Origin of the sequence: Pseudomonas sp. IC_126 (assembly GCF_004331835.1) — a bacterium.
Taxonomy (GTDB): Bacteria; Pseudomonadota; Gammaproteobacteria; order Pseudomonadales; family Pseudomonadaceae; genus Stutzerimonas.
Window position 1 is genome coordinate 721,499 of sequence record NZ_SJSS01000001.1, and the last position, 26,783, is coordinate 748,281.

Consider the following 26,783-nt stretch of genomic DNA (forward strand, 5'->3'; position numbering starts at 1 on the left):
GATGCCGATCAAGGCCATTCTCACCGATATCGAAGGCACCACCAGCGCGGTGAGCTTCGTCTTCGACGTACTGTTCCCCTATGCCCGCGAGCACCTGCCAGCGTTCGTGCGCAAGCATGCGGCGGAGCCGGCGGTGGCTGCGCAGATTGAGGCTGTACGCAGTGAAAGCGGCGAGCCGGAGGCGAGCGTCGAGCGCGTTGTTGAAGTTCTGTTGGAATGGATCGCCGCCGATCGCAAAGCCACCTCTTTGAAAGTACTGCAAGGCATGGTCTGGGCCGAAGGTTATCGGGCCGGTCAGATCAAAGGCCATGTCTACCCGGATGCGGTGGACGCGCTGCATCGTTGGCATGAGCAGGGCTACGCGCTCTATGTGTATTCCTCCGGATCGATTCAGGCGCAAAAGCTGATTTTCGGATGTGCTGAAGCGGGGGATCTGACCCCACTGTTCTCCGGTTACTTCGACACGGGCAGCGGCCACAAGCGTGAGGTTGAGTCTTACCGACGAATAGCCGGATCGATCGGCCTGCAGGCGGATGAGGTTCTGTTTCTGTCCGATGTGGTGGAAGAGCTGGACGCTGCGCGTCAGGCCGGCATGCACACCTGTGGCCTGGCTCGCGAAGGCGGCGAGCTGACTGGTCATGAGTCCGTCCAAAGCTTTGCCGCGATCGACCCGGCCCGTTATTGAACGGGTCGTCTTACTGAACCCTCAAACCGCCCCGGCATCCTAATTACGTACTCACTGTAATTGGAGTCTTGCCATGACCGATGCCTTCGGCGGTATTTTCGGCCTGCTCATTCTGGCACTGGATGTCTGGGCCATCGTCAGCGTGCTGCGCAGCGACGCCACGACTGGCAAAAAGGCGATGTGGGTGTTGCTGATTGTGATCCTGCCGGTGTTGGGTCTGATCATCTGGGGCATCATGGGGCCGCGTGGTAACCGCCCCGACGACCGGAACCTGAGACCCTAAGCCCATGGAAACCTGGAGTGCTCTGCTGGCAGTGGTAGTGCTGGTAGGCGATGTGCTGGCCATCGTTCAGGTGTGGCGTAGCCGTATCGAGGTGGGGCGAAAGATCATCTGGAGCCTCGTTATCGTGCTGCTGCCGGTAGTGGGGCTGATCATGTGGTTCGTTGCGGCGGGGCACTTTGCCAAGGTCAGGTTGTGAGCTGTGCGGGCGGAGCCAGTTGGTTGTCATGCCGCGATTCGCGAGCAACCACTAACTCGTTGAGGCTGCTGGCCCGGCCTTTGTGACCGGCCTTTTTTGTCCTGCCGTGACGCCGTAGTTCTGCCAGATATGTACCGCAGCGTAGGCCCGCCAAGGTCGCCATGCCTGTGATCGAGCCAATAACTGTCTCGCTGTAATACCCTCGCTCCCCCATAAGGGCGCTTTCAGCAGGCCGAGATCGGCGGCCGGAAAGGCGTCCGCTTCGCCAAATCCTCTCAATGCGATGTACTCGGCGGTCCACGGGCCGATGCCAGGCAACATGCAGAGCCTGCGAATAAGTTCATCCGCACCGTCCTGAACCTGAAGTGTGAGCGCACCTTCTGCCACCGCAGCCGCCAGGCGTTGCAGTGTCGCAACGCGCTTGCCAGGCATGCCGATATTGTCCAGTTGGGCTTGCGCTATCGCTGCCGGGCTGGGAAACAGCGTGAGCAAACCGGCGGCTTGGCTCGCCGTTGAGCGGGGTAGCTCGCCGCCGAGCCGCTCTACTAGCCGTCGAGTGATGGTCACGGCGGCTTTCACCGTGACCTGCTGGCCAATGATGGCGCGCACTGCCTGTTCGAACGGATCGAAAGCGCTGGGCAGGCGCAGCCAGGGATGCGCAACGACCAGCGGCCCGAGCTGCGGATCGTCGATGAAATGCCGCGCTACGGCTGCCGGGTCGATGTCGAGATCGAACATCTTGCGAATCTGAGAAACCAGCATGGGTGCGTGCTCATGTAACGAGTCGCTCAGGGTCAGTTCAATGGCGTCCTGGCCCGGTAACGGTCGCACGCTGATCCAGCCGACACTTCCATTCACGCGAACGGTACGGCTGTAGCGGTCGGCATCCAGCGCCTCGACTCCCGGCAACAGCCGCAGCGCGAAGTGCTGGTGAAATTGTGTCCAGTTCCAGGGGGCGATATAGGGCAGGTGCAGAGGCGTCATGGGCCGACCATAGCCGTCGTTGATGGGGTTGTCTTCACCGAAAGCGCTTTGAAAGCGGTATGGTTTCCCCTGTCATGAGACCAAAGTAGAATGCGCCTCTTTGCCAACGGGCAGTCCGTGCGGCCTGCGGGCGGCTTGTCTGTTACGCCATCCATCAGGGAGACACCCCATGAGCGACTATCAGGAAACTCTCTACGAGGGATACGGCCAGCGCTTCAGGATCGACAAGATGCTGCATGAAGTGCGTACCGAGCATCAACATCTGGTGATTTTCGAGAATGCCCGAATGGGACGCGTCATGGCGCTCGACGGCGTAATCCAGACCACCGAGGCCGATGAATTCATCTATCACGAAATGCTTACTCACGTACCGATTCTGGCGCATGGTCTGGCGCGCCGCGTGCTGATCATCGGTGGCGGCGACGGCGGGATGCTTCGCGAAGTCGCCAAGCATCGGGATGTGGAAAGCATCACCATGGTCGAGATCGATGGCACCGTGGTGGAGATGTGCAAGGAATTCCTGCCGGAGCACTCGAAAGGCGCATTCGCTGATCCGCGATTGAATCTAGTGATCGACGACGGCATGCGCTTCGTTGCGACCACCGAAGAAAAGTTCGATGTGATCATTTCCGACTCGACCGACCCTATCGGTCCCGGCGAAGTGCTGTTCTCGGAAAACTTCTACCAGGCCTGCCGCCGCTGCCTCAACGAAGGTGGAATTCTGGTCACGCAGAACGGTACGCCGTTCATGCAGTTGGCCGAAGTGCAGACCACCGCCAAGCGCATGACCGGGCTCTTCCCTGACTGGCATTTTTACCAGGCGGCGGTGCCTACCTACATCGGCGGCGCCATGACCTTCGCCTGGGGCGCTTGCGACTCGGCCAGCCGCAAACTGACGCTGGAAACTCTGAGCCAGCGTTTCGCCGGCAGCGGAATCGTCACCCGCTATTACAACCCGCACATCCATATCGGCGCGTTCGCGCTGCCTCAGTATGTGTTGCAGGCCATCAGCAAGCCGAGCAACGATTGAGCGCTTAGCGCACTGCGGCAGTCTGTTTGCCGCAGTGTGCAGGTTGGCTCGATGTCTATCATGCGCCCGATAACGATGCGTACACCGTATGTCGTTGGGGGACGGCATGCGGCGCCTGAACCGAACTACTCAGCACTGCTGAGGCCTATTGTTTATACCGCACGCTGTTTCCCGTTGCGGTTTCTTATCTGTTAAAGGTATTTGCGATTGGCTCTAGTCAGCCGATATCCGCAAAGAGGCTGACTCAAGACTCTATCCATTCCCCCACCGTTTCATCCATGAGTGAGAGGAGGTTGTTTTATGAGTGCCACCTTCCATGAGGATGTAAGCAGCAACGTATTGATGAGGATGAAAGAGGGCGGTTTCGATTTCGCCCGCGTCCATCCGATCGAGTTCTATGCCGTATTTCCCGATCGCGAGTGTGCGTCTGCCGCCGCAAGCCAATTTCGCGGTGAATGCATCAACGCCCAGATCGCCCCACGTGATGACGGCGCCTGGGACCTACAGGTCAGCAAGGTGATGTACGCCACCTTCGATGGCATTGGTGATTTCGAACAGGATCTGGAAAATCTGATCGAGCCGCTGGGTGGCGTGGTTGATGGCTGGGGCGTCACCCAGGAAATATCCGGCTGCCCCGTCTGACGTCAATTCCTTAACCAAAGCTTAGCCCGCTTTGCAGTGCCTGATCCCAGGGTGGGATCGGGCCAAACCGGCTTTTCAGAAACTCTAGTAGCAACCGGCTGCGAGAGTCGGCTTCCCTGGTCAGGCGCAGGGCGTAGATGCCGCTTGGCTCCGGCGCTGGCAGGCCCTGTTCACAGAACAGCGGCAGCAATTCCCCGCGCAGCAGGTGATCGCTGATCAACCAGGTCGGCAGATGCGCAATACCCAGGCCAGCCACGGTGCCGCAAAGCAGCGCTTCGGCATTGTTCGCGATCATCCGCAGGCGTCTCGGCCGTAACAGCTGCAACTTGCCCTCATACTCAAATCGCCAAGCGTGGGTCGGTGCCAGTGCATCCCAATCCAACCCGTCATGTTCTGGCAACTCCGCGACCGATATCGGAGTGCCTCGCCGCGCCAGGTAATCGGGGCTGGCGCAGGCGATGCGCGTCATCGGCGCCAGTGCCGTGGCGACCAGCCGTGTTTCGGCCAGCGGGCCGATACGCAGTACCAGATCGACTTCGCCTAAGTGTTCGCCCTGCAGATCGACAAAGCTGTCGATCAGGCGTAGCTGGATATCCACACCCGGATAGGCCTGCAGAAACTCCGCAAGCGCAGGTGCCAGATGCCGGCGGCCGAAAGGCGCTGGCGCATCGATACGGATGCGGCCTTCCGGTGTGCTTTGTAGCGATGTCATTTCGGCGCGGGCCAGGTTGAGTTCCTGAACGATACGCCTGGCGCGCTCGGCAAAGACCTGCCCGGCTGCGGTGGGCTTGATGGAATGGGTGTTGCGGCTGACCAGTTGGCAGGCAAGCGAGCGTTCCAGCGAATCGATACGACGGGCAACGGAAGAGGGCGTGAGTCCATGCAGGCGGCCCGCAGCTGAAAAGCTGGAGGTATCGATCACGGCGAGAAATAGCCGGAACTGATCGGTGAGTGCGTTGGCATCCATGTTCGTTGCTCCGCTTTGCGTAAGTTGCAAAACCATTGTGCAGGCTTGTGCGTGTACCTACTAGAGGGCGGTGAGTAGCATTGCGGTTTTTATCAGGAAGCGATCATGGACTTCGTCGGGCTCGGGCTGAATGTGGTGTTGGGTTTGGCGTTGGGAACACTCGGCGGCCTGTTCGGAATCGGCGGTGGGTTGATTGCGATTCCGGTGCTCGGCGTGCTGTTCGGGCTGGATCAGCAGGTTGCGCAAGGCACGGCGTTGGTGATGGTTGTGCCTAATGTGCTGCTCGCCATCTGGCGTTATCACCAGCGCAACCGCATCGACCCGCGCCACGCTGCGGCGCTGGGTATAGCCAGTTTCTTTTTTGCCATTGCGGGTGCCGCCATTGCGGTTTCGCTCGATGCTGGCCGCATGCGTATCGCCTTCGTCGGTTTCCTCGTCGCCCTAGCTGCCTACACCTTGTTGCGCGTTTTCATTCGGTCGCAGCCTGGGAGTACCGAATTGCGCCATCCGTGGCCTTGGCTGGGCGTGCTGGGTGCTGGCGCCGGTGCGTTGGGTGGATTGTTCGGCGTTGGCGGCGCGGTGCTTGCCACGCCGGTGCTTACGGCAGTGTTCGGTACATCGCAGGTCGTTGCACAGGGGCTGTCATTGTCGTTGGCGGCGCCAAGCACCGCCGTAACGTTATTCGCCTATGCCACTCACGACCAGGTCGACTGGTCGCTGGGGTTGCCGCTTGCCGTTGGCGGACTGCTCAGTATCAGCCTTGGCGTGAAACTGGCACACGCGCTGCCGGAACGCCTGTTGCGCGTTCTGTTCAGCGGCTTCCTGCTACTAAGTGCTGTGATGCTGGCGTTCGAGGTCTGACACGTTTGACGTGATCGCCACACTACGCTGCGGCCTGGGTCGCTTGCCGGCGTATCTCCCGTCGGGCACTGCGCGCCAGGCGGATGGTGAGCAATATCGCGGCGCAACTCAGGCCGGCGATCAGTCCTTGCCAGAGCCCAGCCGGACCGCTCGGGTCGCCGAACCTGTCGGTGAGGCCCAGCAGGTAGCCTACCGGCAGGCCGATGCCCCAGTAGGCGAAGAGGGTAAAGATCATCGTCATGCGTGTGTCCTGATAGCCACGTAGCGCGCCGGCTGCGGTGACTTGCACCACGTCGGAGAACTGGAACAGCGCGGCATAGAAAAACAAGCTGGCTGCGACGGCAATTACGGCCGGGTCGGTGGTATAGATGCGGGCGATCTGCTCGCTGAACAACAGCATCGTGCCGGCCGAGAAACAGGCATAGACCAAGCTTGAAACGATCCCGACGCCAGCAACGAAGCGCGCATCTCGCGGCGCGTTACGTCCCAGCGTCTGACCGATGCGTACGGTGATGGCCATACCCAGCGACAGCGGAATCATGAAGATCAGCGAGGTGAAGTTCAGCGCGATCTGGTGCCCAGCGACGACAGTTGCTCCGAGACTACCGATCAGCAGAGCGATGACCGAGAAGATGCTGGCCTCGGCGAACACCGCAACCCCGATCGGTACGCCAACGGAAAGCAGGCGGCTCAGTACGGACCAGTCCGGCCAATCGAAACGGGCAAAAAGCCGGTTTGGTTGGTAGTAGTCGGCACGCCGGACCCAGAACAGCATGGCCAGCAGCATGAAGCCCATGACCACGGCAGTGGCCCAGCCGCAACCGACACCGCCCATGGCAGGCAGACCAAGCTTGCCGTAGATGAAGATGTAGTTGAGCGGGATGTTCAATGCCAGCGCAAGAAGCCCTACGACCATGCTGGGACGCGTGTGTCCGAGGCCGTCGCTGTAGCAGCGCAATACCTGGTACAGGGCCACCGCCGGAAAGCCGCAAGCCACCGCTCTCAGATAGGCCATCGCTGGCTCAATCAACGTCTGATCGACCTGCATCAGGTGTAGCACGGGTTCGGCATTCCACATCAATATCGCCAACAGCGTGCCGATCCCGAAGCCCATCCATAATGCCTGGCGCACCAGCGGGCCGATTTGCTCATGCTGCCCGCTGCCGAAGCGCTGTGCGACATTGGGTGTCGTTGCCAGAATGATCCCTGTGAGAAGCAGAAACACAGGGACCCAGATGGAGTTGCCCAGCGCTACGGCAGCAAGATCGCGGGGGCTGACGCGCCCGGCCATCAATGTATCGACGAAGCCCATGGCGGTGTTCGCCAGTTGCGCGATCATCATGGGCAGGGCGAGAGCAAAGAGGGTGCGCAATTCAACGCGAACCCTGCTGAGTTTCGACTCAGTGGGCATTCAGGGTGTATCCAATTGTATACAGAGCCGCTCAGTCTACGCCGTGAGAGGTGTTCTCGGAAGGCGGCACGGCGCTTCGAGGAGGTCTAGAATGGGCTCATCAATGACGGAGCCTGCCAATGCGCATCCTTGCCGACGAAAATATTCCGCTGGTCGAAGCATTCTTTGCCGAGCACGGCGAGATTCGCCGTATGCCTGGCCGTAGCATCAATAGAGCGTCGCTCGAACAAGCTGAGGTGCTTCTGGTTCGTTCAGTCACCCGTGTCGACCGCGAGCTGCTCGAAGGCAGTGCCGTGCGCTTCGTCGGTACCTGCACCATTGGTACCGATCATTTGGATATCGATTATTTCGAGGAGGCAGGTATTAGCTGGGCAAGCGCGCCGGGCTGCAATGCCCGGGGCGTCGTCGATTATGTGCTCGGCAGTCTCCTGGCGCTGGCCGAGCGTGAGGGCGCGGAGCTGGCTGATCGCCGTTATGGTGTGGTCGGTGCCGGGCAAGTGGGTGGCAGACTGGTGGAGGTGCTGCGCGGTCTGGGTTGGACTGTACGGGTGTGTGATCCGCTGCGGCAGGCCCGTGAGGTTGGCGAGTTCGTCGGTCTGGATGAAATCCTCGCCGAGTGTGACGTCATCAGCCTGCATACACCCTTGACATTGGAAGGCGAGCATTCGACGTTTCACCTGCTGGACCGATCCCGTCTGCAACAGCTGCGCCCGGGCGCCTGGCTGATCAATGCAGCTCGCGGTGCGGTCGTCGACAACGCAGCTCTACGCGAACAGCTGACCAGACGGCCCGATATTCAGGTGGTGCTCGACGTCTGGGAAGGGGAGCCGCAGGCTGACGTCGAACTGGCCAGGTTATGTCGGATCGCCACACCGCACATCGCCGGTTACAGCCTGGACGGTAAATTGCGCGGAACCGCTCAGATATACGAGGCGTTCTGCGCCAGCAAAGGGCTGGCACCAACGGTGGATCTGGCCGAGCTGATGCCGGTCGCGCCGTTGCGTGGGCTTTCCTTCGATGCATCGGCGCCACCCCGTGACGCGCTGGCAACAATATGCCGAGCGGTTTACGACCCGCGTAGCGACGATGCAGCGTTTCGCCGAAGCTTGACCGGCAAAGACGAACAACGTCGCAACGGCTTCGATCTGCTGCGCAAACAGTACCCTCCGCGTCGAGAGATAGAGGGGCTGCAAGTCGAGATCAACGATACCCAGCCGCAGTTGGAGCAGTTGGTGCGCGCACTGGGCGCGACCCTCAAGCGTTGACGCGACGGTTGGCGTGGTTGCGAGCTGGATCTGCTTAGCTGACGACAGGCCGGATGCAATTTGCGGCCTGCTCCGCTAGCATTACCCGTCCTCTGCTTTCCCCGCGATGGTGTTATGAGTTATCAGGTTTTAGCCCGTAAATGGCGTCCGCGTTCGTTCCGCGAAATGGTCGGGCAGACGCACGTGCTCAAGGCCCTGATCAATGCGCTCGATAGCCAGCGCCTGCACCACGCTTATCTATTTACCGGTACCCGCGGGGTGGGTAAAACTACTATCGCGCGGATCATCGCCAAGTGCTTGAACTGCGAAACCGGCGTCAGCTCCACGCCTTGTGGCGAGTGCTCTGTATGTCGCGAGATCGATGAAGGCCGTTTCGTTGATCTGATCGAAGTCGACGCCGCCAGCCGCACCAAGGTCGAAGACACTCGCGAGCTGCTGGATAACGTGCAATACGCGCCCAGCCGTGGGCGTTTCAAGGTTTACCTGATCGACGAAGTGCACATGCTCTCGTCGCATTCTTTCAACGCGCTGCTGAAGACGCTCGAAGAGCCGCCGCCGCACGTCAAGTTCCTGCTGGCCACCACCGATCCGCAGAAGCTGCCTGTCACCATTCTTTCGCGCTGTCTGCAGTTCTCGTTGAAGAACATGCCGCCGGAGCGGGTGGTCGAGCACCTGAACCATGTACTGAGTGCTGAAAACGTACCCTTCGAGCAAGACGCTCTCTGGCTGCTTGGACGCGCCGCCGACGGTTCGATGCGTGATGCCATGAGCCTGACCGACCAGGCGATCGCCTTTGGTGAGGGCAAGGTGCTGGCCGAGGACGTGCGCAGCATGCTCGGCACCTTGGATCACGGCCAGGTTTACGGGGTAATGCAGGCGCTACTGGAGGGTGACGCACGCGCCATGCTGGAGGCGGTCCGGCACTTAGCGGAGCAAGGCCCGGACTGGGGCGGCGTGCTGGCCGAAATGCTCAATGTGCTGCATCGCGTCGCCATCGCCCAGGCGTTGCCGGAGGCGGTGGATAACGGCCAGGGCGATCGTGAGCGGGTGCTGGGGCTGGCCCAGGCGTTGCCGGCTGAAGACGTACAGTTCTACTACCAGATGGGCCTGATCGGTCGGCGCGATCTGCCGCTGGCGCCGGACCCACGCAGTGGCTTCGAAATGGTCCTGCTGCGCATGTTGGCGTTTCGACCGGCTGATAGTGAAGATGCACCACGAACACCGCTAAAGAGCCTGGGGATCAGTCCGGCCACGACTGATTCCAGACCAACCGATGTGGCCGGTCCAGCAACATCGGCTGCGCCGGAATCTGAGTCGCGTGTGATGCCTTCGCCAGCGCCTTCGACGCCCGTTGTCTCTTCATCGCCACCGGAGCCGGTCACCGCTCTGGTGTCGATCAGTCCCGATCCCGATCCCGCTCCGGCTCCTGCGATCAAGCCCGAGTTGGTGTCCGAACCTGCTCCTCCGGTCGTCGACTTGCCTTGGAATGAGCCGCCGGTTACGCCCCCAGTCGCGGTGGAAAGTGAGGCACTTGAACAGCGAATCGTCCCGATTGGCGAGCCCGAGCATGTGGCCGCAGTCGTTGAGGTGAACGAGCCGGACGATGACGAGCCGCCGTTGACCGATGAGGATTATTTCGAAGTCGAAACTCAGGCCGAAGCCTATCTCGAAGGGCTGGATGACCTGACGGCAGAACCGCAGGTCGTCGCACCGGCCCCTGCGGTCGAGCCTGCTACTGGTTTGGCTGCCGAGTGGCTCGATATCTATCTGAAGTTGGGTCTGGGCGGCCTGACCGGCAGCATCGCGGCCAATTGCACGCTGATTTCAGTGAGCGACGATCGCTGGCTGATGCACCTGGATCCGGCGCAAAGTGCGCTATTCAACGCGACCCAGCATCGGCGTCTTAACGAGGCGCTGAATCAATATCACGGGCGTACATTGCGGCTGGATATTGAGCTGCAGACGCCGCAGCAGGAAACACCCGCTCAGGCAGCGGCACGACGCCGTGGTGAGCGTCAGCGGGCGGCCGAGCAGTCGATCCAGGCTGATCCCGTGGTGCAGCAATTGATGCAACAGTTCGCCGCCGTCATTCGTGACGGTACCATCGAACCCGTAGAACACTCCGAACCCTGATCCGAGGTAAATCCCATGATGAAAGGTGGCATGGCCGGCCTGATGAAGCAGGCGCAGCAGATGCAGGAAAAAATGCAGAAGATGCAGGAGGAGTTGGCCAACGCCGAAGTCACCGGCCAGTCCGGCGCCGGCTTGGTGAGCGTTGTGATGAACGGCCGGCATGACGTCAAACGCGTCAGCCTGGACGACAGCCTGATGCAGGAAGACAAGGAGATCCTCGAGGATCTGATCGCCGCTGCGGTGAACGATGCAGTGCGCAAGATCGAGCAGAACAGCAAAGAAAAGATGGCGGGCATGACCGAAGGCATGCAGTTGCCGCCGGGTTTCAAGATGCCGTTCTAAAAGAAGCCATAAGCTTGAAGCGTGAGGAAGAGCTTGCAAACCATCCGGTCGAACGCAGGCTCTGATTCAGCTTTCAGCTTTCAGCTTTCAGCTTTCAGCTTTCAGCTTTCAGCTTTCAGCTTTCAGCTTTCAGCTTTCTCCGAGAAATTCATGAGCTTCAGTCCCCTTATTCGTCAACTCATCGATGCGCTGCGCGTTCTTCCCGGTGTCGGACAGAAAACCGCTCAGCGCATGGCGCTACAGATGCTCGAGCGTGATCGAAGTGGCGGGCTGCGATTGGCGCAAGCGCTTGCACGGGCAATGGAGGAGGTGGGCTATTGCCGGCAATGCCGTACGTTGAGCGAGGATGAACTCTGTCCGCAATGTGCCGACCCGCGGCGGGACGATTCGCTGCTATGCATCGTCCAGAGCCCAGTGGATGTGTTCGCTGTGGAACAGACCGGTTTTCGTGGGCGCTACTTCGTCCTGAAGGGGCACTTATCGCCGCTCGACGGGCTGGGTCCCGAGGCCATCGGTATCCCTGAACTGCTTGTGCGCGTAGCTGAAGGCAATTTCAGCGAAGCGATATTGGCAACCAATCCGACCGTAGAAGGTGAGGCGACTGCTCATTACATCGCTCAGCTGTTGATTCCGAAGGGGCTGACGTTGAGCCGCATCGCACATGGCGTGCCGCTTGGTGGAGAGCTCGATCTGGTCGATGGCGGCACGCTTGCCCACGCCTTGGCTGGACGGAAGACGATCACGCTCTAATCTTTTGCCGTAGTGCAATCTCAGCAACTTATAACCTCCGGTTTAATGCTTATGGCTGTTAACTAGTGCCGTTCAGAAATAACTTCGTGTAAAGTTCTAAGCCAGAATTGATTTATAACTAAATGGAATTGAAAGCTTTCTTTTGGTTATATGACTAAATGCTGCCTAAGAGCTTGAGGTTGATGATGAAGGCAAAACACTGGCTGGTCCCTGCGCTACTGCTGCTCAGCGCTTTCGCGCAAGCTCAAGAAAAGTTCAAGGTTGGCTTCATCCGGGTTATGGACGATGCTCAAGCGATGGTTGCCTTCGAAGGCGACTTGTACAAAAAGCATGGACTGGATGTAGAACTGGTCGAATTCAGCTCCGGGACCGATCTGATCAAGGCGATCGTTGGCGGGCAGCTGGATACAGGTGTACTGGGCTTCACCAACGCGGTCGCCTGGGCTTCCAAGGGCGCCGATCTGAAAGTGGTCGGTGGTGCCCAGCAGGGTTATCACTCGATTCTGGTGCGTAACGAAACCGGTATCGATGATGTGGCCGGTCTCAAGGGACACAGCTTGGCTTCGCAGCGCGAGGGCAGCACCGCCGATTCGGTACTGCGCGGCGTGACGCTGAAGTCTGCCGGCCTGCAACCCAGCGACGTAAACATCATGGGTGTCAGTCCGGCGGTTGCGGTGCAGTCGCTGGTTTCCGGTCGGGTCGATGCGGCGTTCCTGTTCGAGCCCTATGACCGCATCGCCCAGCTGGTAGCACCGGTCAAGCAGATCTACGAGATCGGCGAGGTCTGGCCTTTCCCCTGCATGGTGGTGATCACTTCCGGTGAAACATTGGCCAAGCGCAAGGATGCCGTCTGGAAATCTCTCGATGCCCAGCGTGACGCCATTGAGTTGCTGGAGAAGCAACCTGCCGAAGCCGCCAAGCTGATCGCCGATTACTTCATTGCCGAACCGACGCTCAAGACGCTCGAGCGTGGCGAGTTGTCACGTGAGGTGGTAATCGAGGAAGCCATCGCGACCCAGGATTTCACCGCCAAACTGGACGATGCCGATCTGGCGCGTATCCAGGAGCTGGCCGATATCCTTCAGGAACTGGGTTCGCTGAAAACCCGCGACGGCAAGCCGTTCGATACCAGCGCGATCCTTGATCTTTCCTGGCAGGAAGCACGCGAACTCTGATCGTCGTATCGGCGACCTGTTAATGGCGCCGATCGTTCATTGCCCGGCCACGTGCCGGGCAGTTTTCATTCTGCCGGTCGTTGCCGGTGAAGTTTCTTTCAGGTTTTTCATGCAGCTCAGATTCGAAGAAGTAGACAAGCAGTTCGGGCAACTGAAAGTCATCAAGGGTTTCAATGGTGAGTTTGCCCAGGGCGAACTGGTAGCGCTGGTCGGACCTTCCGGTTGTGGCAAATCGACCTTGCTGCATCTGGTGGCCGGGCTGGAGAACCCGACTGCAGGTCGTGTGTTGGCCGATGGCAAGAAGATTCCCGGACCGAGCCCGCGGCGCACCCTGGTATTCCAGGAGCATGCGCTCTATCCATGGCTGAGCCTGCAGGCCAATGTCGCCATGGCGCTGGAGCTGCAGGGCGTGGCGAAGGTCAGTGCCTTCGAGCAAGCCGCTGCCTGGTTGGCCCGGGTGAGCCTGGAAGGCTTCGAACATTACTACCCTCACCAGGTTTCGGGTGGCATGCGTCAGCGCACGGCATTGGCGCGTGCCTTCATCGCCAAACCCGAGGTACTGCTGCTCGATGAGCCCTTCGGTGCGCTTGATGCGCTGACCCGCATGGCGCTGCAGGACGTGCTGCTGGAGCTCATCAACGAACATCAGCCCACCGTGCTGCTGGTGACCCATGACGTCGACGAGGCGCTGTATCTGGCCGACCATGTCCTCGTATTCAGCGCGCGCCCGGCGCGGGTGCTGAAAACCTTCAATTTCACCCATTGCGAGAAGAGTCACGATCTCTCCGCATTTGCCGCCGAGCGCACCGAGATTCTGCGGTTGCTGGGCATCAAGACGGAGGTCGGTCAGCCATGAGTCAACCTCGTCGTCTAACCGGGCCGAAGAAACACTTTGCTGTGGTGCTGGCGGTCCTGTTCATCCTGCTGATTTGGCAGGCTGCGGCCTGGAGCCTGCCATCGTTTCTGATGCCAGGGATTCCCACGGTGCTCGAACGGCTGTTCGCCACGGTACAAGAGCCCGAATTCCGCGAAGGCCTGTACGGCAGCATGAGCCGTCTTGGTAGCGGCTACGGCTTTGCGCTGCTGTTTGGCATTGGCTTTGGTCTGGTCGGAGGCGTGCTGTTCTTCTTTCGGGAGATCCTGCGCTCGGCCATCGTCATCCTGCAGTCGATTCCCTCGATCGCTTGGGTGCCGCTATTTCTCATCATCATGGGCTTCGGCAACCTGCCGATCATCGTTGTGGTGGCCCTGGCGGCATTCTTCCCCATGGCCCTGTCGGTGATGAACGCCACCGAAAGCGTGCAGCCGGTACATGTATCGGCCGCGCGGGTGATGGGGGCGTCGCGCTGGCAGTTGCTGCGGCGCGTTTATTTGCCGGCAGTGATGCCAGAATTGATTACCGGCGCTCAGCTGGCCTTCGGTAACGCTTGGCGTGCGCTGATTTCCGCTGAAATGCTGATCGGCTTCGGGCAGGGCCTGGGGCGTTCACTCGCCTATTCCGGCGAGATCGCCGACATGGTCGGGGTGATGATGAATATCCTGGTGATCGCCATTCTTGCCACGCTGATCGATCAGGTGGTGCTGGAAAAATTCAAGCAAAGGATGCTTCGCTACCAGTACGTCTGAGAAGGAGGTGCCGTGAAGTCTCATCTGCTGCGGTTGTTGATCGTGCTGCTGATGCCGGCCAGCGCGCTTGCAGCACCCTTGCAGGCGGTGCTGGTCGGCGATTATCGGCCGCTCAAGGCGACTGAAGCGGAGGCGGTTACCGAAGGGTTCGAGGCGGCCTGGCTTGCCAGCTTGGGTGAGGCGTTGGGGGGCGACATCGACATCGTCCTGGCCGACGCCCAAGCACAGGCGGAGCTGCGTATCGGAGAGATTAGCTCGGGCGCCGTCTATTACTCCAGCGAGATCGCGGCGCTGGCTGCGGCCGAAGCGGGGCCAGCCGAATGGACCGACCTTGCTGGCGCACCCGTCTGCATCGCGGCTGGGAACCCTCATGCCGCTACCGTTGTGTCTCGCTTCGATGGTATTGCCCGCGCTTATCCAAGTGCGGCGCAGACATTGATTGGCTTGAAGCTTGGCGAATGCCAGGCGGTAGTGGGCGATCAGTTGTTGCTCCAGCAGATCGCCACGCTACCGGAATGGCGTCGCTACAATCGGCTGCTGCCTGTTCTGGAGGAGTCCGCGCTGGCACTGCGGATCGAGGCTGACGATGCGCTGTTGCAGCAGCGCATCGAGCAGATCCTTTCAAGCGAGCAGGGACAGGAGATGCTGGTTGAAGCCACTCAGTATTGGATCGACGAAGTGGCATTTCAGGCCTATGTGCTAGCCGACACCCTGGATTGCCACTAGGGCTGGTTTCCCACCGGGGCTGTCACTCGGCTTCGATTATCTGCGGCAGGGCCTGACGCAACCCCTCCAGCTTGAAAGGTGCGCGGATGTGGCCGCGCAGGCTGCCATCGGGGCCGACGATGGCTAGATTGCCGCTGTGGCTGACGCTGTAGTCTCCCTCGGTCTGCTTTGCCGGGACGAACGGAAGCCCCAGTGCCCTGGACAGTTTCTGCAACTGCGCCATGTCTCCCGTCAACCCTTGGAATCCTGCACGGTAATAACCGAGATAGGTGCGCAGCACCTCGGGCGTGTCGCGCGCCGGATCGGCAGTGATCAACACCAGCTGGAGCTGTTCGCGAACATCCGAAGGCAGTTGGCCGAATAGCCGTCGCATGTCGCTCAGTGTTGTGGGGCAGATATCCGGGCAGGCGGTGAACCCGAAGAACATAAGGTGCCAGCGTCCGCGAAGAGAATCGGTGCTGACGGCCTGGCCTTGCTCGTTTATCAGCTCGAGGACCGGCAATGGCCGCTCGCGCGGCAGAAGCAGCAGATTCGCATCATCAAGCAACGCGTTGCGGTCGAGGGCAAACGAAGAGGAGCAGAACGTCACCAGCAAAACTGCGCAGCTGATAATCCTCGTTGCTTTGCGGAACATGATCAGCGCTCGTTCAGCTCGAATGCGGTGAGCGTGAACGTGGGAATGCCCATGTCCTGCAGTTTGCGTGATCCACCCAGTTCGGGCAGGTCAATGATTGCGGCGGCTTCATGAACCTGGGCGCCCATGCGGCGAACCAGCTGCGCGGCGGCAATCAGCGTGCCGCCGGTGGCGATCAGATCGTCCAGCAGTAACACCGAATCGCCTTCACAAAGGCTGTCAGCGTGAACTTCGAGGAAGGCCTCACCGTACTCGGTGCTGTAGGACGCGGCCAGCACGTCGGCCGGGAGCTTGCCTTTCTTGCGAAACAGGATCAGCGGTCTGTTCAATTCGTAGGCGATGATCGAACCGATGATGAAGCCGCGGGCGTCGAGTGCGCCTACATGGCTGAAGTCGGTCTCGACATAGCGTTGAATCAGGCTATCCGCCACCATGCGCAGCGCCTTGGGCGACTGCAACAGCGGAGTGATGTCGCGGAATACCACGCCCGGCTTGGGGAAGTCGGGGACCGGGCGTATCAGTGTCTTGATGGCGAATTCGTCGAAAATCATAACGGGCTCTCGCTATTAGGCGTCCATGTTTCCGCCCGCTAGGGCGCATAACCGGATTGAATCGAGGATACGAACTTCCTTGCCTTCTGCTTCCAGCAGGCCGTTGGCCTGACAGCGGGTAAACACCCGCGAGACCGTCTCGACCGCCAGCCCCAGGTAGTTGCCGATCTCGTTGCGCGACATGGGCAGCCGAAACTGGTTGGCGGAAAAACCCCGCGCACTGAAGCGGGCCGACAGGTTGATCAGAAAGGTCGCGATGCGCTCGTCGGCGCTCTTCTTCGAAAGCAACAGCATCATTTGTTGATCGTCGCGAATTTCGCGGCTCATGATGCGCATCAATTGACGGCGAAGCTGCGGCAGCAACACGCTGAGTTCATCGAGGCGATCGAAAGGAATTTCGCACACCGAAGTTGTTTCAAGCGCTTGCGCGGTTACCGGATAGGTTTCGGTATCCATGCCGGAAAGGCCGACCAGCTCGCTAGGCAGATGAAAGCCGGTGATTTGCTCTTCGCCAGTGTCGGTGACGCTGAACGTGCGCAAGGCCCCGGAGCGGATGGCGAAAACCGAGCTGAACGGCTCACCCTGGCGAAACAACATTTCACCTTTTCTCAGCGGGCGCCCGCGCTTGACGATCTCGTCCAGCGTATCCATGTCCTGCATGTTCAACGAAAGCGGCAAGCAAAGGCCGGAAAGACTGCATTCTTTGCAATGAGCTTGCGGCTGCCTGCGGACCTTGATCGACTCGGACATCGGTGGTTCCTGAAAAACCTTACGGGACGTGCAAGATTAACCCAGGCCAGTGGCTTAGGCCAATTGGCGCGAGGGTCGCAGGCAAGAGCGACCTAAGGTCAGATCGCGCGGGAAAAGAGCCGGGCGGGACGAGGCGGGCGATTGTCGAACTGCATGCAAACCGAGCTCGCCAACAGGCGCCCGGCCGGCAGGATGGTGATGGTGTCTGCCTTGAGTTGAATGAGTCCGTCGGCAGCCATTTGCTCCAGAGTTGGCCAGCTGTCCTTGAAATAGATTTTGAAGACGATTCCGTGGGCGCTTTCGATTTCGTCGAAACGCAGTTCGAAATTGCAGATCAACGCTTCGATCACCCTGCGCCTGATCCGGTCGTCCTCGCTGCATCGTAGCCCGCGAATCGTGGCCAGCTGCCCTTGATCCAGCATCTGCTGATAAAGCGTGATATCGCGGTGGTTCTGGCAGTACAGATCGCCGATCTGGCTGATCGCCGAAACGCCGAGACCGATCAGGTCGCAATGACCATGTGTGGTGTAGCCCTGAACGTTGTGTTGTAGCGTGCCGTCCTCCTGCGCCATTGCCAGCTCGTCATCAGGCAGGGCGAACTGATCCATGCCGATATAGCGGTAGCCGGAGCGGGTCAGTTGTTCCACGCTGTGTTGCAGCATCGCGAGCTGGTCGTTCGAGGTGGGGAGGTCCGTGGCGCTTATTCGTCGCTGTGCCATGTGCCGTTCGGGTAGGTGCACATAATTCGAGACAGATATGCGATCAGGCTGCAGGGCAAGAACGGCTTCTACCGTGCGGGCGAAGCGTCCGTGGGTCTGCAGTGGTAGGCCATAGACGAGGTCCATGTGTAGCGAGCGATATTGCAGGGTCCGAGCTGCCTCGATGATCGTCTGGGTCTGCTCGATCGTCTGCGGCCGGTTGATGGCTCGTTGCACATCTGGATCCAGCGCCTGCAGACCCACACTTATCCGATTGAAGCCAAGCTCGCGCAGCAATCCCATCGTCGGCCAGTCCGCTTCGCGGGGATCGATCTCGATACTGAAGTCCGCGTGATCGTCGTTCTGCAGGTTGAAATGCTTGCGCAGATGCGTCATCAGTCGTCGCAGATCGTCATGGCTAAGCAAGTTCGGCGTGCCGCCGCCGATATGCAGCTGCTCGACCACCTGATGCGGGGCGAGATGACAGGCAATCATCTCGATTTCCTGTTCCAGCCGCTGCAAATAGGACTGGATGCGGCTGCGATCGCTCGTGATGACCTTGTTACGGTGGCAGTAATGGCAGGCCGTTGCGCAGAACGGTAGATGGATATAAAGCGAAAGCGGGTGGCTGGCCTGTCGACTGCGACGCAATGCATGCAGCAGATCGAAGGAGCTCAGTCCGCCGCTGAACTGGAGCGCCGCGTGATATGACGGGTAGCTCGGCCCAGCCTGACCGTAACGATGGATCAGGTCGGCATCCCAGCGAATGGCGTCGAGCATCATACGGTCTCGGTTTGACTGCGGTGATGGGATTCTAGGACTGGCGCATCCGCGTAGACTTGACCTGTATCAAGCAAGTCCAGACCCAGCGGCGGACGCTGAGACCGGTGGCGCGGACATGGAGATTTATCGCCGAACCGTGGTCGGATTAGTCAAACTAGGGCTTGAACCGAAACCGTTCATCCGCATAGGAGACACACATGCATAGCCGCCAACAAGAGATCGCTGCCGCACTCAACGTTTGCTCACCGTTTGATGGGCCTGCAGCGGTCCAGGCCGACATCGAGCGGCGGGTTGCCTTCATCCAGGCATGCCTGCGCGATTCGGGCATGAAAACTCTGGTTCTGGGGATCAGTGGCGGCGTCGATTCGACTACGGCTGGCCTGCTTGCTCAGCGTGCGGTGGAGGGGATGCGTGCCGCAGGGGAGGGCGACGACTACCGCTTCATTGCGGTCCGCCTGCCATATCAGGTTCAGCATGACGAGGACGAAGCGCAGCTGGCAATTGACTCGATCAAGCCGGATGAATGCCATACGGTCAATATCGGCGCTGCGGTGCAGGGCTTGGCGCGGGCGACCGAGGCGCTCGATGACTTGACCCCGGCGAAGCGCGACTTCGTACTGGGCAACACCAAGGCGCGGATGCGCATGGTAGCTCAGTACACCATTGCCAATGCACGACAAGGTCTGGTAATCGGCACCGATCATGCGGCCGAAGCGGTGATGGGATTCTTCACCAAGTTCGGCGATGGCGCCTGTGACCTCACACCGCTGGCCGGTCTGGTCAAGCATCAGGTGCGGGAATTGGCCGCCGCGTTAGGCGCGCCCGAGCAACTGGTCAAGAAGGTGCCGACGGCCGATCTGGAAGAGCTCTCGCCAGGCAAGCCGGACGAAGACGCCCATGGGGTGAGCTATCAGAATATCGATGCGTTCCTACAAGGCCTGCCGGTACCTGAAGAGGCGGCTCGCATCATCGTGGAAACCTACGACAAGTCGGCACACAAGCGGCAGATGCCGAAAGAGCCGGTCTAGAGCAGCTTTGAAGCTTGAAGCCGGAAGGAGTCTGGATGCACCGCCAGAAATTGGAGGATCACCTGTCTGCGCTTCTTCCAGCTTCCAGTTAATGCCCCATCAACCAGTGCTGATGCGGGCCGGGAAGTGTCCAAACGCCGAACAGGATTACCGTGATGCCGCCGAGCGTTCGCACGCCGCGTTTGCGTAATAGCGCGGTGAGCCGTTCGGCAGCCAGGCCGGTCGCCAGAAGTACGGGCCAGGTGCCGATACCGAATGTCAGCATCAGCAGCGCACTGTCCAGCGCATCGCCTTGGCTCGCAGCCCATAGCAATGTGCTGTAGACCAGGCCGCACGGTAGCCAACCCCAGAGCGTGCCAAGTAGCAGGGCTCGCGGCACGCTGCGGACCGGCATGAGCCGACTGGCGAAAGGTTGGATGTGACGCCAGAGGCCGCGTCCTACTGCTTCGACACGCGTCAGTCCACTCCACCAGCCGGCCAGATAAAGCCCCATGCTGATCAACAATAGCGCGGCTACGACTCGCAGCGCCATGGCGGCTGGGCTATTGGCTACCGCCCAGCCGGCCAATCCGATGAGCAGACCCGCACTGGCGTAGCTGAGCACTCGTCCCAGGTTGTATGCCAGCAGCAAACGCAGGCGTCTGCCGCGCTGTTGCGCCGGGATTGCCATGATCAGTGCGCCCATCAGGCCGCCGCACATACCCAGGCAGTGCCCGCCGCCCAGCAAACCGAGGACGAACGCCGACACCAGCAGCGGCAATAGCTCAGTCACGATCGGCTTTTCCCTCGTCGCTGCCCTTGTCCGCTTCTTCGATGCCGGCGCGATGCTTGGGATCTTCCTCGTCGAACAGGATGCTGTGGGCTGGGCCGTCCAGATCGTCGTACTGGCCACTGTCGACCGCCCAGAAAAATACCCAGATAGCCAGTGCGACCAGAACCACGGCGACGGGAATCAGAATGTAAAGTGCGGCCATAGCGGGTCTCCAGATGGGTTCGGCAACGCAGCCTTGGCAGACGCCGACTATCCTACGCCAGGCAGCGCAGAATGTCGGGGCGCAGAGGGAGCAGGCAGGCGCGCCAGTCGCAATGCATTGAGCACCACGACCAGCGAACTTGCCGACATGCCCAGGGCTGCCCACAACGGCGTTACCCAGCCGATGGCGGCGAATGGCAGAATCAAGCCGTTGTACAGGCTCGCCCAGGCGAGGTTTTCGATGATGATGCGACGGCTGCGTCGTGCCACGGCGAAAGCTTGCACCAGGCTGTCGAGTCGGTTGGTGAGCAGGACGGCATCGGCGCTGGTTTTGGCCAGGTCGGTCGCTGAGCCCATGGCTACGCTGATGTCCGCCGCAGCCAGGACCGGAGCGTCGTTGACGCCATCGCCAAGCATCAGCACGCGGCGACCTTCGGCTTGCAGCCGTTGCAGGTGGGCGAGCTTGTCGGTCGGGGTCATTCCTGCGTGCGCGTCCTCGATGCCGAGCTGTCGAGCGATTTCGGCAACCATCGGCGAGCTGTCACCGGATAGCAGCACCGTTTTCCAGCCGCGGTTTTTGCAGGCTTGCAGCAGCGCAGGTGCATCGTCGCGCAGACGGTCGTCGAGTACTAGCCATGCCAGTGGCCCCTGCGTGTCGCCAAGCAGCAACCATTGGCCCTTGTCGCCCGGAATTTCGGGCGCGACGCCTGCGTAGCCGGCCGCAACGAAGCCCGGCTGGCCAATACGCAGAACGCGTCCAGCAACAGATCCCTGCAGGCCCAGCCCGGGAGTGCTGTCCACCGCATCGGCTGCTTGCGGCGCGCGGCCGAACGCTCTGGCGATCGGGTGTTCGGAGCGGTTTTCCAGCGCGGCGGCCAGCTCCAGGCATGCGTTGGCATCCAGCTCGCCCAGGGGACGGACCTCGCTCAGCGTCAGGCGTCCTTCGGTGAGGGTGCCGGTCTTGTCGAAAATCACCGTGTCGATCTGATTGAGCCCCTCCAGGACATGCCCGCGAGTGAGCAGCAGCCCGAGCTTGTGCAATGTCCCGGTGGCGGTGGTCAAGGCGGTCGGGGTGGCCAGCGACAGCGCGCAGGGGCAGGTCGCGACCAGCAAGGCGAGAACGATCCAGAACGCGCGTTGAGGATCGATTTGCCACCAGACGAAACCGACTACCGCAGCGGTCAGCAGCACGATCAGCAGGAACCACTGCGCGACGCGATCAGCCAGTTCGGCGAGGCGTGGTTTATCCGACTGGGCACGCTCCAGCAGACCGACGATGGCGGAGAGGCGGGTGTTGTCACCCAGCGCTTGGACTTCGAGAGTCAGGGCGCCTTCGACGTTGAGGGTGCCGGCGGTAACCGCATCGCCGACATTTCGTGGCTGCGGTAGATATTCGCCGGTAAGGACCGATTCATCGACACTCGACTGCCCGCTGACGATGCGACCATCGGCCGGAATCAGTGCGCCGGGGTGTACCAGCACATGGTCGCCGACCTGCAATTCGCTCAGCAGAATGCGCGCCGTCTGGCCATCTTCGACGAGCTTCAGGCAGGACGCCGGTAATAGATTGACCAGCTGCGCAGTCGCAGCGGCGGTGCGTTCGCGCGCGCGGCGTTCGAGAAAGCGTCCGGCGAGCAGGAACAGCGCAAACATGCCTACGGCATCGAAATACAGCTCGCCCTGACCGGTCACCGTCGACCAGATGCCGGCGATATAGGCTCCGCCAATCGCCAGCGATACCGAAACATCCATGCTCAGGTGGCGGGTACGCAAATCCCGCAACGCGCCCTTGAAGAAGTCGGTGCAGCAATAGAAAACGATAGGCGTGGTGAGCACCAGCGCGGTCCAGCGCAGGGTGACGAAGAAGCTTTCCGAAAGATCCAGATTGAATTCCGGCCATGTAGCCATGGTAGCCATCATCACCTGCATCCAGAGCAACCCGGTCACACCCAGTTGGCGCATGCTGCGGCGGTTTTCCCGCGCGAGTTGCTCTGCCGCCTGATCGGCCCGGTAAGGGTGAGCGGCATAGCCGATGCGCCGAAGTTCGGCGAGCAGTTCGCTGAGTGGCAAGACCGCATCGTTCCAGCGCACTCGCAAGCGATGATTGGAAAGGTTGAGGTTGGCCTCGGCGATCCCATCGAATCCGCGCAGATGTTTTTCGATCAGCCAGCCACAGGCCGCGCAACTGATGCCCTCGATCATCAGCGAGGTGTCGGCCAGCTCGCCTTCGTGCTGCACGAAGGGCTGTTGCACATCCTTGCGGTCGTAGAGTGCCAGCTCTTCGCTCAGCGCCTGCGGCAGAGCGCCGGGATTGATGGCGGTATCGCTGCGATGCAGGTAGTAGCTTTCCAGACCGCCTTGAACGATGGCTTCCGCGACCGCCTGACAACCCGGACAGCAAAGCGCCCGCTGCTCATTGAGAACGCGGGCGTGAAAGGCGCTGCCGGCGGGAACCGGCAGACCGCAGTGAAAGCAGGGGGTTGGATTCGCCATCGACCGGTCAGTAGCTTAGTTCAAGCGTCTGACCGCTCACGATGTCCTTTTCTTCGAACAGACGCCAGTCCTGATCGCCCTCGCGACCGAGCAGTTCGACATAACGCCGGCCGGTGACCGGCTCCTGCATCTGCCCCTGGTAGAAGCCGTTGCCCTGAGGCTGGAGAACGATGCGGCGATCGCGTTCGGGCTGCGTGGGGGAGAGCAGGTTGAGTACCAGTTGCTGCGGACCGCTATGGCCGCTCAGCTGCACTTCGGCGAGCCCACGATCGTCGTTGAGCGTCAGTTGCGCCTGCACTTGCAGACGCTCGGCAAGCTTTTCACGCTCCAGCGACTGATTGATGCCCTTGCCGGCATCGTAGTAGTTGTCCGATACCAGGGTGTCGGAGTTGCGGATCGCGATGACCAGCATCGAGGTGCCGAGGATCACCGACATCATCAGGATGCCGATGACGAACCAAGCCCAGAATTGCTTGTACCAACGGCTATTTTCAGTATCGGAAGGTGCGCTCATGTACTACCTGTTCAGCGAATGCTAGGACCGATGAAGCGGCTATCCGCTTCGTCTTCGATTTCGGGGTCGTCTGCCGATCTGATGTGGAAGACGATTTCGTTTGTGCTCGAGGGCAGTTGTTCCGGTGCCACCGAAAGCTCCACCGGGACCGTGACCAGCTCCCCAGCACCGGCGTGGACCTCGTTGCGGCCTTCGTACTGCAGACCGTCCAGCCCAGTGGCTTCGATGATGAAGGTCTGCTCGTTCTGAGCCTTGTTCATCACTTTCAGCGTATAGACGTTCTCGATCCTGCCTTGCTCGTTCTCGCGATAGAGCACGCGGTCTTTCAGTACGTCGAGCTTGACCAGTGCGCGGTCCGAGACGGAATAGGCAAACACACCCATCATCGCAAGCAATGCGATGGCATAGCCGATCAGTCGAGGCCGAGCCAGCCGGGTTTTCTGCCCCGACAGGTTGTGCTCCGTGGTGTAGCTGATCAGACCTCGTGGATAGTTCATCTTGTCCATGATGGTGTCGCAGGCATCGATGCAGGCCGCGCAGCCGATGCACTCGACTTGCAGGCCGTCGCGAATGTCGATGCCGGTCGGGCAGACCTGTACGCACATGGTGCAATCGATGCAGTCACCGAGGCCCAGCGCCTTGTAGTCGGCGTCTTTCTTGCGCGGGCCACGCCGCTCGCCACGGCGCGGGTCGTAGGAAACGATCAGGGTGTCCTTGTCGAACATCACGCTCTGGAAGCGCGCATAGGGGCACATGTAAATGCACACCTGCTCGCGCAAGAAACCGGCGTTGCCATAGGTGGCGAGGGTGAAGAAGCCGACCCAGAACAGCGCCCAGCCGCCGACTTCCAGTGTGAGCAGGTCGGGCACCAGTTCACGAATCGGTGTGAAATAGCCGACGAAGGTAATGCCGATGGCCAGGGATACGCCCAGCCAGATGGCATGTTTGGCCAGCCTGCGCCCGAATTTGCCGGCGCTCATTGGCGCTTTGTCGAGCTTCATGCGCTGATTGCGATCGCCTTCGGTGATCTTTTCCGCCCACATGAATACCCAGGTGAACACGCTCTGGGGGCAGGTGTAGCCACACCAGACGCGGCCAGCGAATACAGTGATGAAGAACAGTCCAAACGCGCAGATGATCAGCAGCGCGGAAAGAAGAATGAAATCTTGAGGCCAGAAGGTAGCGCCAAAAATATAGAACTTGCGCTCGGGCAGGTCCCACCAGACGGCCTGGCGACCGTTCCAGTTAAGCCATACAGTGCCGAAATAGAGCGCGAACAGCAGCGCACCGCCGACGAGTCGCAGGTTGCGGAACAGGCCGGTAAAGGAGCGAGTGTAGATTTTTTCGCGGGCGGCGTAGAGGTCGGATGAGGCGTTGACCTTGGCCGGAGGAGTTACATCATGAACGGGAATTTGCTCAGACATCGAATGCGTACCACGGCGGAGGGTGAGTGTCCCGGTCAATACGTGTCGACCGGGATCCTTAGCTGACCTGGTGCAAATGGTACGCCTCGATAGCCGGCATCAGGTGCGACCGTAAGTCGCGCCTGTGCGGATTGGATCAGTTCTCCGGCTGCTGCGAGAGGCTGTACACATAAGCCGCCAGCAAATGCACCTTGTCATTGCCAAGGATGTGTTCCTGGGCTGGCATGCGACCGTTTCGGCCATAGCGCAGGGTTTGCTGAATCTGACCGAAGCTCGAGCCGTAAAGCCAGACGTTGTCGGTCAGGTTCGGTGCGCCCATGGCTTCGGTGCCTTTACCGTCGGCTCCATGACAGGCTACGCAGTTGGCAGCGAAGATCTTTTGACCCTGCTCAATGTCGGCGTTGATGCCTTCAGGAATCTCCCGGCCGGACAGAGTACGGACGTAACCGGCCACGTTGCGAATGCCTTCTTCGCCGATCACATCGCGCCACGCCGGCATGACGGCCTGACGTCCACCCATGATGGTGGTCTTGATGGTTTCGGGCGCGCCGCCCCACAGCCAGTCATGGTCGGTCAGGTTGGGGAAGCCGTAGGCACCTTTGGCGTCCGAGCCATGGCAGACGGAGCAGTTTGAAGCGAACAGGCGGCCACCCATTTTCAGGGCTTGCGGATCCTGAGCCACTTGCTCGACCGGCATCGCTGCGAACTTAGCGTAGAGCGGGCCGTACTGTTCGTTTGCCTTGTCGACTTCACGCTGCCATTCCTTGACCTGAGTCCAGCCACCTTCGTAGCCGGGCATCACGCCTTTCCAGTTACCCAGGCCTGGATACAGAACCAGATAGCCAAGGGCAAAGATCACAGTGGCGACGAACAGCATGAACCACCAGCGCGGGAGCGGGTTGTCATACTCCTCGATGCCGTCATAGGAATGGCCGACGGTTTCTTCGGTGCTGTCGTGGCGTTGTCCCTTGCGAGTCGCAAGCAGCAGCCAGACCAGTGCCGCAATGGTCCCCAGGCTGAGCAGGGTGACGTACCAACTCCAAAACGAGGTCATCTATTTCTTACTCCTGGAAGCTTCTTCATCACGCTTCTTGGCGTCGGGCTCGTCTGCGAAGGGCAGGTTGGCGGCTTCATCGAAGCTTTTCTTGCGTTTGCTGCTGTAAGCCCAGAGCACGATGCCGATAAAGGCGACGAAAACAAGAATGGTGCCCAGACCGCGAAGAGTCCCGATATCCATGGTGCGTTACCGTTTGTTGGTGAGTGCGGTGCCAAGTACTTGCAGATAGGCTACGAGGGCATCCATTTCTGTCTTGCCCTTGACCGCGTCCTTCGCACCGGCAATGTCTTCTTCGGTGTAAGGCACGCCTACGCTGCGCAAGGCTTCCATCTTCTTGGCGGTGTGTTTGCCATCGAGGCTGTGCTCGACCAACCAGGGGTAAGAAGGCATCTTCGATTCAGGTACGACGTTGCGCGGATTGTAGAGGTGCGCGCGGTGCCAGTCATCGGAGTAGCGGCCGCCGACGCGAGCCAGGTCCGGGCCGGTACGCTTGGAGCCCCAGAGAAACGGATGGTCGTAGACGCTTTCGCCGGCAACCGAGTAGTGGCCGTAGCGCTCGGTCTCGGCGCGGAACGGACGAACCATTTGCGAATGGCAACCGACGCAGCCTTCGCGGATATACAGGTCACGCCCTTCGAGCTGCAGCGCGGTGTAGGGCTTCATACCTTCCACTGGCTCGTTCACCACGTCCTGGAAGAACAGCGGAACGATCTGGGTCAGGCCGCCGATGCTCACTGCGAGGATCATGAACAGGGTCAGCAGACCGATGTTCTTTTCGAGTATTTCGTGATTCTTCATTTAT

At 60.3% G+C, this 26,783-nt stretch carries 30 protein-coding genes; 15 read left to right on the forward strand and 15 right to left on the reverse strand.

Features of this window, described 5'->3' with window-relative positions:
• The first annotated feature begins 1 nt into the window (after position 1).
• From mtnC to E0D86_RS03360, 3 genes are all read left to right on the forward strand, one after another.
• A complete protein-coding gene (gene mtnC, locus E0D86_RS03350; protein ID WP_131648538.1) occupies positions 2-685 on the forward strand; it encodes an acireductone synthase in 684 nt (227 codons plus the stop codon).
• A 73-nt stretch (positions 686-758) separates the two neighbouring features.
• Positions 759-968: a PLD nuclease N-terminal domain-containing protein gene (locus tag E0D86_RS03355; RefSeq protein ID WP_131648539.1), complete on the forward strand. Its 210-nt coding sequence runs from the start codon at positions 759-761 to the stop codon at positions 966-968.
• A gap of 4 nt (positions 969-972) precedes the next feature.
• The gene (locus E0D86_RS03360; RefSeq protein ID WP_131648540.1) at positions 973-1,164 is read left to right on the forward strand and encodes a PLDc N-terminal domain-containing protein; all 192 of its coding nucleotides are present in this window, start codon (positions 973-975) and stop codon (positions 1,162-1,164) included.
• Between the two features lie 51 nt (positions 1,165-1,215).
• On the opposite strand, the gene E0D86_RS03365 is transcribed toward E0D86_RS03360, so the two are convergent.
• Positions 1,216-2,148: a DNA-3-methyladenine glycosylase gene (locus E0D86_RS03365; protein ID WP_131648541.1), complete on the reverse strand. Its 933-nt coding sequence runs from the start codon at positions 2,146-2,148 to the stop codon at positions 1,216-1,218.
• Between the two features lie 169 nt (positions 2,149-2,317).
• On the opposite strand from E0D86_RS03365, the gene speE reads away from it, so the two are divergent.
• Both speE and E0D86_RS03375 read left to right on the forward strand, forming a co-directional pair.
• A complete protein-coding gene (gene speE, locus E0D86_RS03370) occupies positions 2,318-3,178 on the forward strand; it encodes a polyamine aminopropyltransferase (protein WP_131648542.1) in 861 nt (286 codons plus the stop codon).
• A gap of 300 nt (positions 3,179-3,478) precedes the next feature.
• Positions 3,479-3,820 (forward strand): ribonuclease E inhibitor RraB, encoded by a 342-nt coding sequence (locus E0D86_RS03375; RefSeq protein ID WP_131648543.1) that lies wholly within the window; start codon positions 3,479-3,481, stop codon positions 3,818-3,820.
• Between the two features lie 10 nt (positions 3,821-3,830).
• Here E0D86_RS03375 and E0D86_RS03380 read toward each other — a convergent pair whose 3' ends face one another.
• A complete protein-coding gene (locus E0D86_RS03380; protein ID WP_131648544.1) occupies positions 3,831-4,787 on the reverse strand; it encodes a LysR family transcriptional regulator in 957 nt (318 codons plus the stop codon).
• Between the two features lie 105 nt (positions 4,788-4,892).
• Here E0D86_RS03380 and E0D86_RS03385 point away from each other — a divergent pair, with 105 nt between their 5' ends.
• Positions 4,893-5,648 carry a sulfite exporter TauE/SafE family protein gene (locus tag E0D86_RS03385; protein WP_131648545.1) on the forward strand — a complete coding sequence of 252 codons (756 nt, stop codon included), beginning with the start codon at positions 4,893-4,895 and terminating at the stop codon, positions 5,646-5,648.
• A 22-nt stretch (positions 5,649-5,670) separates the two neighbouring features.
• Here E0D86_RS03385 and E0D86_RS03390 read toward each other — a convergent pair whose 3' ends face one another.
• Positions 5,671-7,059 carry an MATE family efflux transporter gene (locus E0D86_RS03390; protein WP_131648546.1) on the reverse strand — a complete coding sequence of 463 codons (1,389 nt, stop codon included), beginning with the start codon at positions 7,057-7,059 and terminating at the stop codon, positions 5,671-5,673.
• A gap of 119 nt (positions 7,060-7,178) precedes the next feature.
• Here E0D86_RS03390 and pdxB point away from each other — a divergent pair, with 119 nt between their 5' ends.
• The 8 genes from pdxB to E0D86_RS03430 all read left to right on the forward strand — a co-directional run bounded on the left by pdxB (position 7,179) and on the right by E0D86_RS03430 (position 15,076).
• Positions 7,179-8,324: a 4-phosphoerythronate dehydrogenase PdxB gene (pdxB, locus tag E0D86_RS03395; RefSeq protein ID WP_131648547.1), complete on the forward strand. Its 1,146-nt coding sequence runs from the start codon at positions 7,179-7,181 to the stop codon at positions 8,322-8,324.
• Between the two features lie 114 nt (positions 8,325-8,438).
• Positions 8,439-10,457, forward strand: a complete 2,019-nt coding sequence (dnaX, locus tag E0D86_RS03400) for a DNA polymerase III subunit gamma/tau (protein WP_131648548.1) — start codon at positions 8,439-8,441, stop codon at positions 10,455-10,457.
• Positions 10,458-10,472: 15 nt separating this feature from the next.
• Positions 10,473-10,799: a YbaB/EbfC family nucleoid-associated protein gene (locus E0D86_RS03405; protein WP_131648549.1), complete on the forward strand. Its 327-nt coding sequence runs from the start codon at positions 10,473-10,475 to the stop codon at positions 10,797-10,799.
• A gap of 150 nt (positions 10,800-10,949) precedes the next feature.
• Positions 10,950-11,549, forward strand: a complete 600-nt coding sequence (recR, locus tag E0D86_RS03410; RefSeq protein WP_131648550.1) for a recombination mediator RecR — start codon at positions 10,950-10,952, stop codon at positions 11,547-11,549.
• A gap of 185 nt (positions 11,550-11,734) precedes the next feature.
• Positions 11,735-12,724, forward strand: coding sequence for an ABC transporter substrate-binding protein (locus tag E0D86_RS03415; RefSeq protein WP_131648966.1), 990 nt, complete (start codon positions 11,735-11,737; stop codon positions 12,722-12,724).
• 109 nt (positions 12,725-12,833) lie between these two features.
• Positions 12,834-13,580, forward strand: a complete 747-nt coding sequence (locus tag E0D86_RS03420) for an ABC transporter ATP-binding protein (protein ID WP_131648551.1) — start codon at positions 12,834-12,836, stop codon at positions 13,578-13,580.
• Positions 13,577-14,350, forward strand: coding sequence for an ABC transporter permease (locus tag E0D86_RS03425; protein ID WP_131648552.1), 774 nt, complete (start codon positions 13,577-13,579; stop codon positions 14,348-14,350). The genes E0D86_RS03420 and E0D86_RS03425 overlap by 4 nt, the downstream gene beginning before the upstream one ends.
• A gap of 12 nt (positions 14,351-14,362) precedes the next feature.
• Positions 14,363-15,076 (forward strand): transporter substrate-binding domain-containing protein, encoded by a 714-nt coding sequence (locus E0D86_RS03430; RefSeq protein ID WP_256681119.1) that lies wholly within the window; start codon positions 14,363-14,365, stop codon positions 15,074-15,076.
• Positions 15,077-15,098: 22 nt separating this feature from the next.
• Here E0D86_RS03430 and E0D86_RS03435 read toward each other — a convergent pair whose 3' ends face one another.
• From E0D86_RS03435 to hemN, 4 genes are all read right to left on the reverse strand, one after another.
• Positions 15,099-15,710 carry an SCO family protein gene (locus tag E0D86_RS03435; RefSeq protein ID WP_131648553.1) on the reverse strand — a complete coding sequence of 204 codons (612 nt, stop codon included), beginning with the start codon at positions 15,708-15,710 and terminating at the stop codon, positions 15,099-15,101.
• A 2-nt stretch (positions 15,711-15,712) separates the two neighbouring features.
• Positions 15,713-16,261 (reverse strand): adenine phosphoribosyltransferase, encoded by a 549-nt coding sequence (locus E0D86_RS03440; protein WP_131648554.1) that lies wholly within the window; start codon positions 16,259-16,261, stop codon positions 15,713-15,715.
• A gap of 15 nt (positions 16,262-16,276) precedes the next feature.
• Positions 16,277-17,011, reverse strand: a complete 735-nt coding sequence (gene fnr, locus E0D86_RS03445; protein ID WP_131648555.1) for a fumarate/nitrate reduction transcriptional regulator Fnr — start codon at positions 17,009-17,011, stop codon at positions 16,277-16,279.
• A 98-nt stretch (positions 17,012-17,109) separates the two neighbouring features.
• Positions 17,110-18,489: an oxygen-independent coproporphyrinogen III oxidase gene (gene hemN, locus E0D86_RS03450; protein WP_131648968.1), complete on the reverse strand. Its 1,380-nt coding sequence runs from the start codon at positions 18,487-18,489 to the stop codon at positions 17,110-17,112.
• A 200-nt stretch (positions 18,490-18,689) separates the two neighbouring features.
• Here hemN and nadE point away from each other — a divergent pair, with 200 nt between their 5' ends.
• A complete protein-coding gene (gene nadE / locus E0D86_RS03455; RefSeq protein WP_131648556.1) occupies positions 18,690-19,520 on the forward strand; it encodes an ammonia-dependent NAD(+) synthetase in 831 nt (276 codons plus the stop codon).
• 88 nt (positions 19,521-19,608) lie between these two features.
• On the opposite strand, the gene E0D86_RS03460 is transcribed toward nadE, so the two are convergent.
• The 8 genes from E0D86_RS03460 to ccoO form a co-directional block, all read right to left on the reverse strand.
• The gene (locus E0D86_RS03460; protein ID WP_131648557.1) at positions 19,609-20,292 is read right to left on the reverse strand and encodes a sulfite exporter TauE/SafE family protein; all 684 of its coding nucleotides are present in this window, start codon (positions 20,290-20,292) and stop codon (positions 19,609-19,611) included.
• Entirely contained in the window at positions 20,285-20,494 is a 210-nt protein-coding gene (gene ccoS / locus E0D86_RS03465) for a cbb3-type cytochrome oxidase assembly protein CcoS (RefSeq protein WP_131648558.1), read from the reverse strand. The genes E0D86_RS03460 and ccoS overlap by 8 nt, the downstream gene beginning before the upstream one ends.
• A gap of 47 nt (positions 20,495-20,541) precedes the next feature.
• The gene (locus E0D86_RS03470; protein WP_131648559.1) at positions 20,542-22,986 is read right to left on the reverse strand and encodes a heavy metal translocating P-type ATPase; all 2,445 of its coding nucleotides are present in this window, start codon (positions 22,984-22,986) and stop codon (positions 20,542-20,544) included.
• Between the two features lie 7 nt (positions 22,987-22,993).
• A complete protein-coding gene (locus E0D86_RS03475; RefSeq protein ID WP_131648560.1) occupies positions 22,994-23,500 on the reverse strand; it encodes a FixH family protein in 507 nt (168 codons plus the stop codon).
• Positions 23,501-23,511: 11 nt separating this feature from the next.
• The gene (gene ccoG, locus E0D86_RS03480) at positions 23,512-24,924 is read right to left on the reverse strand and encodes a cytochrome c oxidase accessory protein CcoG (protein WP_131648561.1); all 1,413 of its coding nucleotides are present in this window, start codon (positions 24,922-24,924) and stop codon (positions 23,512-23,514) included.
• 136 nt (positions 24,925-25,060) lie between these two features.
• Positions 25,061-25,978, reverse strand: a complete 918-nt coding sequence (ccoP, locus tag E0D86_RS03485; protein WP_131648562.1) for a cytochrome-c oxidase, cbb3-type subunit III — start codon at positions 25,976-25,978, stop codon at positions 25,061-25,063.
• A complete protein-coding gene (locus E0D86_RS03490) occupies positions 25,979-26,161 on the reverse strand; it encodes a cbb3-type cytochrome c oxidase subunit 3 (protein WP_131648563.1) in 183 nt (60 codons plus the stop codon).
• A gap of 6 nt (positions 26,162-26,167) precedes the next feature.
• Complete coding sequence (ccoO, locus tag E0D86_RS03495; protein ID WP_131648564.1) at positions 26,168-26,779, reverse strand: cytochrome-c oxidase, cbb3-type subunit II; 612 nt, start codon at positions 26,777-26,779, stop codon at positions 26,168-26,170.
• Positions 26,780-26,783: the final 4 nt, after the last annotated feature.